The 10,013-nt window shown below is 63.1% G+C and carries 7 protein-coding genes; 4 read left to right on the forward strand and 3 right to left on the reverse strand.

What is annotated here, in order from left to right; translation table 11 throughout:
- The coding region (locus IAE77_RS30440; RefSeq protein WP_294235379.1) for a hypothetical protein at positions 1-423 on the forward strand (423 nt) is incomplete at its 5' end.
- Between the two features lie 272 nt (positions 424-695).
- Positions 696-2,078, forward strand: a complete 1,383-nt coding sequence (locus IAE77_RS30445) for a sulfatase (protein ID WP_294235381.1) — start codon at positions 696-698, stop codon at positions 2,076-2,078.
- 9 nt (positions 2,079-2,087) lie between these two features.
- Here the strand turns inward: IAE77_RS30445 and IAE77_RS30450 are convergent, their stop codons facing one another.
- Complete coding sequence (locus tag IAE77_RS30450; RefSeq protein ID WP_294235382.1) at positions 2,088-3,500, reverse strand: DUF1501 domain-containing protein; 1,413 nt, start codon at positions 3,498-3,500, stop codon at positions 2,088-2,090.
- A gap of 9 nt (positions 3,501-3,509) precedes the next feature.
- On the reverse strand, positions 3,510-6,662 hold the full coding sequence (locus tag IAE77_RS30455; RefSeq protein ID WP_294235384.1) for a PSD1 and planctomycete cytochrome C domain-containing protein: 3,153 nt from the start codon (positions 6,660-6,662) through the stop codon (positions 3,510-3,512).
- Between the two features lie 158 nt (positions 6,663-6,820).
- On the opposite strand from IAE77_RS30455, the gene IAE77_RS30460 reads away from it, so the two are divergent.
- Positions 6,821-8,563 (forward strand): MbnP family protein, encoded by a 1,743-nt coding sequence (locus tag IAE77_RS30460; RefSeq protein ID WP_294235386.1) that lies wholly within the window; start codon positions 6,821-6,823, stop codon positions 8,561-8,563.
- Positions 8,564-8,598: 35 nt separating this feature from the next.
- On the opposite strand, the gene IAE77_RS30465 is transcribed toward IAE77_RS30460, so the two are convergent.
- Positions 8,599-8,847: a hypothetical protein gene (locus IAE77_RS30465; protein WP_294235388.1), complete on the reverse strand. Its 249-nt coding sequence runs from the start codon at positions 8,845-8,847 to the stop codon at positions 8,599-8,601.
- Positions 8,848-9,739: 892 nt separating this feature from the next.
- Between IAE77_RS30465 and IAE77_RS30470 the strand changes: the two genes are divergently transcribed.
- Positions 9,740-10,013, forward strand: a 274-nt coding sequence (locus IAE77_RS30470) for a hypothetical protein (protein WP_294235390.1), incomplete at its 3' end; no start/stop codon positions are given.

Here is a 10,013-nt window from a genome sequence, read left to right on the forward strand (position 1 = left end):
AAGCGCCAGCTCGCGCTCGATTTGATCCGCTTCGCCGAAGATCAGTTCGTCATGTGGTCGCAACCGCCCGCCGACACGCCGAACAAGCAAAACGACGACGGCACCGCCGCCGCCCGCACGAAGCGCTGGATGCTCCCGTGTGTGCTCGAGCAATACCGTTGCTGGGCGCCCGTGTGTGCTAGCAGCGCGAAACTGATGCGCATGTATCTCGCCGCTTATCGAGCGACGAATGATCCACTCCACCTCGAAAAGGCCAAAGCCCTCGCCGCCACGCTCACCCACACCCAATCCACCCCCAAAGCCCCCGGCCGCTATCAAACCTGGGTCATGCAGAATCCACCCACGATGTGGTTCAACTGCGAACTCATGGCCGTGCGTGCGATGCGGGAACTGGCGGAGGTGGAGATGCCTCAGAAGAATTGAAGTCGGGAGACGTCCCCCCCTTCATGCGGTCCGTTTCCTCGTTGTCCTGATTCTCATCGGAGCGCTGCTGGCACGAGGTGAACCGAGGTGCTTCGACTGAGCCGCTCTGGAGTTCACGTCGCCGGGTCGGCTCATTTCTTTGTGGCTACAAAGACCGCTCCCAGCGTGGCCATCTACTGCTTCTACCGCGCAAAGCCGGAGCTGATTCTCACGATCAATTCAGTGGCGGCCAATCGTTATCCACCAGTCGCATGAAGTTTCTTTTGTTTCTCTTGGCCTTCGCCCCCCCGCTCATTGCGGCCACGCCGAACATCCTTTTCATCCTCACCGAGGATCAGGGCGCTCACATGAGTGCGCTCGGCACCGCAGACATCCAGACGCCGCGCATGGATGCGCTGGCGGCCAGCGGCACGCTGTTTCGGTGGGCGTATGTCGCGTATCCGGTGTGCTCGGCGTCGAAGGCCTGCATCATGACGGGCTTGCACAGCCATGTGAACGGCCTCGTGAACAACACGAACAACTACCTGAAGCGCGCCGAAAAACTCACCGACGCGGAGAAAAAGTCGCCGCCTTACCTGCACACGCGCATCCGCAGCACCGCGCCGACGTTCGTCGAGGTGCTCGTGAAGGCGGGTTATCACGCTGCGGTGAGCGGGAAGCTGCATGTCTCGCCGAACGAGCGGTTTCCATATCATGACTTCTTCCCGAAAGTGCCTGCCAAGCAGGCGTTGAACGGCACCATCAAGCGTGCGGCGGGCAAACCGTGGTTCTTGATGCACAACACCATCACCTCGACGCATCGCCCGTTTGTAAACAGCGAGAAGCAGCCCATCAGCGTCGATCCGGCCAAAGTGGTGCTGCCGCCGCATCTGCCGGACACGCCGGTCATTCGTCGCGATTGGGCCGAATACCTCGATGGCGTGCAAAAAGCCGATCAAGCCGTCGGCGAGGCTCTCGATGCGCTGCGCGACTCCGGCACCGAATCGGACACGATCATCATTTTCATGGGCGATCACGGCCCGGCCTATCCGCATGGCAAAATGACGCCTTATCACTTCGGATTGCATGTTCCGCTCGTGATTCGGCTTCCAGGCGCGAAACCGCTCGTGAGTGACGCTTTGGTCAGCGAACTCGATTTGCTGCCCACGCTGCTCGACGTGCTCGGCATTGCCTACGACGCTCCTTTGCATGGCAAGAGCCTCAAACCGCTCATCGAAGGCCAAAGCGATGCCAAAGGGCATGACTTCATCTTCGCCGAGGTCTCCGGTCGCTCGCTGAATCAGAAACGCGGCATGGAAGAACGCGCCGTTCTCGACGCCACGCATCAACTCATCCTCCGCAGCCGCCTCGACGAGCCCAAAGTCATCAACGCCGACCTCCGCGACATGAAACCGTGGATCAATCGCGTCTATGGCGAGCTCGTCCGCCGCAAAGCCGACTTCCCGGATGCCTACAGCATGCTGCAAACGATGGATCCGCATGCCCTCGGCGGGAATCCGCCGCTCATCGAGCTCTACGACCTCCAAAACGATCCCGGCCAGCTCCGCAACCTCGCCACCGATCCCGCCGCGAAGCCGCATCTCGATCGTTTGATGACCGCCTTCAAAAAGTGGCACACGGAGACGAAAGATGAAGGGATGATCGTGCCACCCTAGCCGGTCACATCACGCCATGATCTTCTTGATGATGTTCCCCGCCACACTGGTGAGGCGAGCATCGAGACCTTGGAACTTCACGGTCAATCGCGTGTGCTCGATGCCCATGAGAGCGAGCATCGTGGCGTGCAGATCATGCACGCTGACAGGATTCTCCACGGCGCGATAGCCGAGGTCGTCGGTGCTGCCATACGACCCGGGCTTGATGCCACCGCCGGCGAGAGCGACGCTGAAGCCGAGGATGTGGTGATCGCGGCCGGTGCCCTGGCCCATCGGCGTGCGGCCGAACTCGCCGCCCCAGAGGATGAGCGTGTCTTCGAGCAGGCCGCGTTGTTTGAGATCTTTGATCAAGGCAGCGCAGGCCTGGTCCACATCAAGCGCGGCGGACTTCATGCCTTCGACGAGGCCGCCGTGATGATCCCAGGCGCGATGGTAGAGCTGCACCATGCGCACGCCTTTCTCGATCATGCGGCGCGTGAGCAGGCAGTTGCTGGCGAAGGAGCCGTCGCCCGGTTGCTTCACGCCATACATCGCCAGCGTCTCGGGCGATTCCTTGCTCATGTCGGTGAGTTCAGGCACGGACGACTGCATCTTGAACGCCATCTCATACTGCGAGATGCGCGTGGCGATCTCGGGGTCCACGTGGTCTTCGGCGAAGATGCCGTTCAAGCGCTTCACCTCCTCCACGATCTGACGCTGCGTGCTCTGACAGACGCCGTCGGGATTGCCGAGGTAATGCACCGCATCGCCCTTCGACTGGAACTGAATGCCTTGGAACTTGCTAGGCAGGAAGCCGCTGCTCCACTGGCGGGCGGACACCGGTTGCTGGCCCGTTTTGCCAGCGGAGGTCATCACCACGAAGCCGGGCAGTTCATCCGTCGCACAGCCGAGTCCATACAGCAGCCACGAGCCCATGCTCGGCCGGCCTTTGATGATGGAGCCGGTGTTCATGAACGCGTGCGCGGTGTCGTGATTGATCTGCTCGGTCTGCATTGAGCGGATGATGCAAAGCTCGTCCGCCACCGAGGCCATGTGCGGAAAGAGATCGGAGATCACGTTGCCCGTCTGACCGTGCGGATGGAAATCGCAAAACGCACCGCGCGCTTTGAGCACGGTGTTTTGCAACTGCGCGAGCTGCTGGCCTTTCGTGAACGACTCAGGGAACGGTTGACCATCGAGTCGCTTCAGTTCCGGCTTCCAGTCGAAGGTCTCCAGGTGCGATGCACCACCGGCCATGCAGAGATGGATGACGCGCTTCGCTTTGACCGGAAAGTGCAGCTTCTTCAGCACGCCATCGGAGGCGTTGGCCTTGTTAAGCAGTGAGGCAAACGCGATGCCGCCGAGTCCATACGCGGAGTTCGTGAGGAAGGCGCGACGCTTGATGGACAGCTCGTGCGCGGCTTGATCGTAGAGCGTTTTCATGGCGGTGAATCAGTAGCGGGTGATGGTTTCCTGGAGGTTCAGCAGCACACGGCAGACGGTCGTCCACGCGGCGACTTCAGCGGGCTTGGTGCAGTCACCACATACAGGTGTGAGGCCCACCTTGAGCAGTTTCACGGCATCGTCCTCGGTCTTGGCAAACTCAGTGCGCTGCGTCTTCAGCAGGGCGAGCAGCGATGCCTTCTCCTTGTCCTTCGGCGTGCGTGCGAGCGCGTATTCATAGGCTCGCGTGAGTCGCGTGGCGTCATCGCCCTTCTCATTGAGCAGGCGCAGCGCAAACACGCGCGCAGCTTCGACGAAGGTTGGATCATTCAGCAGCGTGAGCGCCTGCTGCGGCGTGTTCGAGAGCGAGCGGTTCGCGGTGCATTCATCGCGCATCGGCGCGTCGAAGTTCGCCAGCATCGGATGCAGGAAGGTGCGCTGCCAGTGCATGTAAACGCCGCGCCGCCACTGGCGCTCGTCGGTGTCCGCCGCGTAATCGCGATTCGGGAACTGTAGGTTCGCGTAATAACCGCCGGGTTGATACGGCTTCACGCTCGGGCCGCCGATGTCATCGAGGTTGAGCAGTCCGGCGACGGAGAGTGCGTTGTCGCGCACGAACTCGGCATCGAGACGACGCGGGTTCTGCGAGGAGAGCAGGCGATTGTTCGGATCCATCTCGCGCAACTCCGGCCGGAGACTGCTGCTCTGCCGATACGTGGCGGACATGACGAAGAGCTTCATCATGTGCTGCATGTCCCAGCCGCTGTCACGGAACTCGGCGGCGATGTAGTCGAGCAGCTCGGGATGACTTGGCGGCTCGCCCTGCGCGCCGAGGTCGTCCACCACGAGCGAGAGCGCATTGCCGAAGAACTGCTTCCACAAGCGGTTCATCACCGCGCGCGGTGTGAGCGGATTCTCCTTCGAGCAAAGCCAGCGCGCGAGGTCGGTGCGATCCTGATTCTTCTTCGCCGTGCCCAGCTTCGGAATGATGCCCAGCGTGGTCGGCACCGCGACCGGGCCGCTCTCGTCCTGCCAGTTGCCGCGCGGAAGGATGTGAATCGTCAACGGTTCTTTGATGGCCGCCGTGACTTGCGTCCAGGCCTTGCCGTTGTGGCAGAGAAGGATCTCGTTGTGCAGTTGCTTGAATTTCGCCAGAGCATCAGCATTCCAGCCGGTCGCCAACAGAAAACCTTCAGAGAGCGCGGCGCGATCACCAGCTTTCACGGCCTTCAGCATCGCCGCACTCGCGACCTGCATCGGATCGCCATCCGCGAGCGGCGAAACGGACAAACGCAGCGGCACGAGCAGATCGGTGTCGAGTGTGATGATCAGTGTCTCGCCTGCAGCGACGGGTTGATTCGGATCAAGCACCCACACGGACGTCTGCGTGCCTTTTGCCAGCGGATCGAGCTTCCAACCGTTCGTCACGCCGGGCAGTTCATCCCCGTTGTTGTAGCGCACCGATTTGTGATCCGCGTCGGCGAAGTGCATCGCCAGTTTTCTCTCGGCACCTTTCACCGGCTTCACACTGGCTGACAGCCGAATGCCCTGACGTTGAGCGCCGTTGCCCAGATCGCTTTCGCCCTTCGGGCCTGGGAGCGCCTCCAGACGGATGGAAGACACACGACCCGCACCCATGGGCAGCGTGATGCGGAAGGACTCTCCTTTGCCCGGCAGGCGGGCGAGGCGGATGACCGACTGCTCATCAATGCTGGCATCTGAAGCGGCCTTTTCCGCAGGCTGCGCTGATTTGGCGGGCCTTGGAGCTCGGCCGTCGGCCTTGGGTGCCGGCGCGGCCGGTTTCATCAGCACCACGGTGGGTTTCGGAGTCAGCCAGCCGGAGGGATTCGCCTTTGCGAAGGCCTGGACCTGCTTGATCCATTGCGCGAAGGCCGCGTTCTGTTTGGCATCGCCATCGAGCCGCTTGGTGGTCGCAGTCAGATGCTTCGCCAGTTCGCCTTCGAAGCGTGTCTGCCGCTTTTTCAAATAAGGACTGTCCACTTCGATCTCCGGCGGGAAGGGATGCTCGTTGCTCCAGCCCTTCAGATCCGGGTTTGGCGTGTAACTGTAGTCCGCATACACCCCCCATTGCTTGATGTCGGCAAAGTAGGCGGAGAGGGAGTAGAAGTCGCGCTGCGTGAGCGGGTCATACTTGTGATCGTGGCACTCGCAGCAGGTCATGCCCGAGCCGAGCCAGGCATTGCCGATGGTGCGCACGCGATCGCCCTGATACTTGGCGATGTATTCCTTCGGCTGCGCCCCGCCTTCACGCGTCATCATGTTCAGGCGGTTGAAGCCGCTCGCCACGAGCTGCTCGGTCGTCGGCTTGGGCAGCAGATCGCCCGCGAGCTGTTCGAGCGTGAACTGATCGAAGCGCTTGTTCGAGTTGAAGGCGTTGATCACATAATCGCGGAAGGGAAACACACGCTGGTTCTGATCGCCGTGAAAGCCCACGGTGTCCGCGAAGCGTGCCACGTCCAGCCACCACGCCGCCCAGCGCTCGCCGAAGTGCGGACTCTTCAGGAGGCGGTCCACCAGCTTCTCATAGGCAGCGTCAGACGGGTCCGCGACAAAGGCTGCCACGTCCGCCGGAGTCGGCGGCAAGCCGGTGATGTCGAGCGACACACGGCGGACCAGCATCGCACGATCGGCTTCCGGCGAAGGTGACCGGACGCCCTTTTCGACCAGCTTGGCGGCGATGAAGGCATCGATGGCATTGCGGATGGCAAACTCCGCCCCCGTCACCTCCGGTACGGGCGGTTTCTCCAGCGGCGTGTAGGCCCAGTGCGCCTCATACGCCGCGCCCTCGGCCACCCATTGCCTGAAGAGCGCCTTCTGGGCTTCCGTGAGGCTTTTGTGAGCCTTCTCCGGCGGCATGAGGTCATCCTCATCCTTGGTGAAGATGCGATCGATGATGGAGCTCTTCTCCGGCTTGCCAGGCACGATCGGGATGTCGCCCGATTCAGCCGGTTTCAGCGCCTCCTCGCGCAGATCGAGCCGCAGTTCGCCCTTGCGGGCGTTTTTGTCAGGACCGTGGCAGTGGTAGCACGTGTCCGACAGGATCGGACGGATGTCGCGATTGAAGCGCACCTTGCCTTCGGCGAAAACAGCGCTCGCGAGGACAAGCGGGATCCATGGCAGGGGTGAGAGGCGGAGGGACATGGCGGTCAAAACGACGACCAGCCTGCGGTTTATGGTGGAGGCTGTCGTGGAGACAACTTCCGCGCTGGACTCGCCAATTCACGCTCGGTCCGGCGCCATCCGGCTTGACCGCGGCCGGCACGATCCGGTAGAACAGAGGACGTGATTCGTCACGTCTCATGCCTGCGTTGCGCCACCTCGTCTTTCTGCTGCTCAGCCTGCCCGCTCAGGCGGTCACGCTGCATGGCGTGATCCGGCACGAGGCGGAAAAGCAGCCGCTGCTGCTCGATTCGTTGCGCTATCGCACGAACGCAGCGGAGACCTACTCCATCACGCGGGCGAGCTGGCTGATGAGCGGCTTCGCACTGCAGCGGGCCGACGGCACCTGGATGGAAGGGCCCGGGCATGTGGCCTGGATGGACGCGCTGAAGAAACGCACGCAATTCGCGCTGCCGGATGTGCCTGCGGGCCGCTACAGCGCCCTGCGTTTTCATGTGGGTCTCGATTCTACGACCAATGCGGCGAATCCGGCGCAATACGCGCCTGATCATCCGCTGAATCCGAATGTGAACGGCCTGCACTGGAGCTGGCAGGGCGGTTACATCTTCCTGGCGCTGGAAGGCAGCTGGCGCGGCGCGGATGGAAAGCCCGGCGGCTTCTCCTACCATCTGGCACGCGATGCCAACCGCACGCCGGTGGTGGTGAAGGGCGACTTTGACCTCAGGGGCGATGCCACGGCGGAGATCAACTTCGATGTCGCCACGCTCATCCAAGGCGTGAAGCCGCTGTCGTTCGCCAAGGATGGCGTTTCCACGCATTCGCAGCCGAAGGACCCGATCGCAGCCGCTCTGGTGGCCAATTTGCCTGCGGCCTTCGCTTTGAGCTCGATGACGAGCCACGTGCCGGACATCGCCCGCCCGTCCGACATCCGCCCGATCGACCTGCCGGCGAAACACACGCCGTTTCGGTTCCAGATGAGCCGCAGCTTTCCCGTGCCGGCCCTGCCTCGTGACAATCCGCTGCTGGTCGAACGCGTGGCGCTCGGCGAGAAGCTCTTCAACGACCCGGCGCTCTCACGCGACGGCACGCTTTCATGCGCCACGTGTCATCCGGCTTCGAGCGCGTTCTCCGATCCACGGCGGTTCAGCCTCGGCGTGGAAGGGCGCACCGGAACACGGCAGGGCATGCCGCTCTTCAATCTGGCGTGGAAGAAGGAGTTCTTCTGGGACGGTCGCGCACCCTCCTTGCGTGCGCAGGCCTTGATGCCGATCCAGGATCATCTGGAGATGGATGAGACGCTGCCCCACGTGGTGGCGAAGCTGCAAAAGAGCCACGCCGCTGATTTCGAGCGTGCGTTTGGCACAGCGCAGGTCACGCCGGAGCGCATCGGCCTCGCTCTGGAGAACTTTCTGCTCACGCTCACCTCCCACGACTCGAAGTTCGACCGCGTCATGCGTGGCGAGGGCAAGCTCAGCGCGGAAGAACAGCGCGGGTTTGAGCTCTTCATGATGGAACGTGAGCCGCGCATGGGCAGCCTGGGCGCGGATTGCTTTCACTGCCACGGCGGGGCGCTGTTCACCGATCATCAGTTCCGGAACAACGGCCTCGCCATCGACGCAACGGACCTCGGCCGCTTCAAAGTGACCCAAAGCGCGCTCGACCGCGGCACCTTTGCCACGCCCAGCCTGCGGAACATCGCCCTCACCGCGCCCTACATGCACGACGGCCGCTTTCAGACGCTGGAACAGGTGCTCGACCACTACAGCGAAGGCGTGCAGCGCACCGACACGCTCGACCCCAACCTCGCCAAACACCCCGATGGCGGCCTGCACCTCAGCGCGGAGGAGAAGAAGGCGGTGATCGCGTTTTTGAAGACGCTGACGGACCGGAAGTTTGAAGCGGCGGACTCCCAGGGCCGGTAGCCATCGGGTGGCCTCGTCTCGAATGCTTCGGAGTGTCAGCGCGTCATCGGCAAGGCCACGGCGATGCACGATCCTGTTTTCTCGTCCTTCCTCCGCCTGGCGGCGTAACGTGGCTGGGAGGCAGAACCATCGCCGGGCATGAAAACGACACTCTCCTTCAGCCTCACGAGCATCGCCTTGGCCACTTGCGCGATGACGCTGGTCTCGTGCCGCCTGTCCGCCCGTGGCCATCCGCCCTCCGTTTCACGCCAGCGCTGTGAGGTCCTGCCGTTCGGGCGGGTCATTCCCGGGCTGCCGGGATACGTGCGCACCCCGTTCACCGATCCACCCAGACTGGTGGATGTGAGAGGCCTGGCACCGGGATCGAAAGCCTGGTGTCCCTACAGCCGCCGGCTTTTCAGGGTCCCTGCCACATCGCAAAGGTTGCCTTCCTACCGGGCGGTGAGGCTGGTGAGGCGGCCGCCGTTGACCTGTGGTTGAATGTGGCATGGCTTGGCTGCTCCCTGACGTCCTGGCCCCGTGATCGGTCCCCAGGGTGACACCGCCAAAAACCCACCCCTCCGTCACGCGGAGGGATCCCTCCGTGGTTCCGAGGGAGCCATCCATGGCTCGGAGGGAGCCCTCCGTGACTCCGAGGGCGCCCTCCATGGCTCCGAGGGAGCCCTCCATGGCTCGGAGGGATCCCTCCGTGGCTCCGAGGGAGCCCTCCGTGGCTCCGAGGGAGCCCTCCGTGGCTCCGAGGGAGCCCTCCGTGACTCCGAGGGAGCCCTCCGTGGCTCGGAGGGAGCCCTCCGTGGCTCCGAGGGAGCCCTCCGTGACTCCGAGGGAGCCCTCCGTGACTCCGAGGGAGCCCTCCATGGCTCGGAGGGAGCCCTCCGTGGCTCGGAAAACCACCTTTTGGGGCCAAACGGAGCCCCAAACGGCGTGCAGGGCGGGAAAAACGGCGTGCAGGGCGGCGAGCGGCTCCCAAGGGTCTGTCCCGTGACGTGCCCCGAAGGGCCCAAAGACGTGTGAAGCGCCAACGGCGCGTGATTCCTCAGCCCGGGATGCAATCCCGGGATCCATGTCCCCGCTGCCACCGATGATGAAAAGCCAGCCCTGCAAGGGCGGCACTCGACACCATGCTCCCGCAGTCACGATTCATCTGCCAAGATCCCCCTGAGTCGGGTCCCGCCCTTGCAGGGCTTCACCCCGATCGAAAGGGCGTTCGTGGGTTCGCAAACCCAGGGCTTCGCCCGTGGGCTGAGGAATGCCGCGCCGTTGGCGCTGACTTTGGGCTCCAAGGCTGGCCAGCCTGCATTTCTCACGCACTGGAGCTTGCGCGGCGGCGATGTAGCGCGGAATTCGCTTCGCGACTTCGTAACCGATTCCGCGAAGGCCGCGCCTCGGAATCGGAATTCCGAGCTACGTGGAGTGCAGCTTCAGGCTGTGACCGTTTGCCGAGAGAGTG

Source organism: Prosthecobacter sp., assembly GCF_014879935.1.
GTDB lineage: Bacteria > Verrucomicrobiota > Verrucomicrobiia > Verrucomicrobiales > Verrucomicrobiaceae > Prosthecobacter.

Bases quoted from the DNA above. Each gene is read 5' to 3' on its own strand.
- IAE77_RS30450 (WP_294235382.1), bottom strand. From the start codon at position 3,500: ATGAAAACGCTCTACGATCAAGCCGCGCACGAGCTGTCCATCAAGCGT.
- IAE77_RS30455 (WP_294235384.1), bottom strand. From the start codon at position 6,662: ATGTCCCTCCGCCTCTCACCCCTGCCATGGATCCCGCTTGTCCTCGCG.
- IAE77_RS30460 (WP_294235386.1), top strand. From the start codon at position 6,821: ATGCCTGCGTTGCGCCACCTCGTCTTTCTGCTGCTCAGCCTGCCCGCT.
- IAE77_RS30465 (WP_294235388.1), bottom strand. From the start codon at position 8,847: ATGACCCGCCCGAACGGCAGGACCTCACAGCGCTGGCGTGAAACGGAG.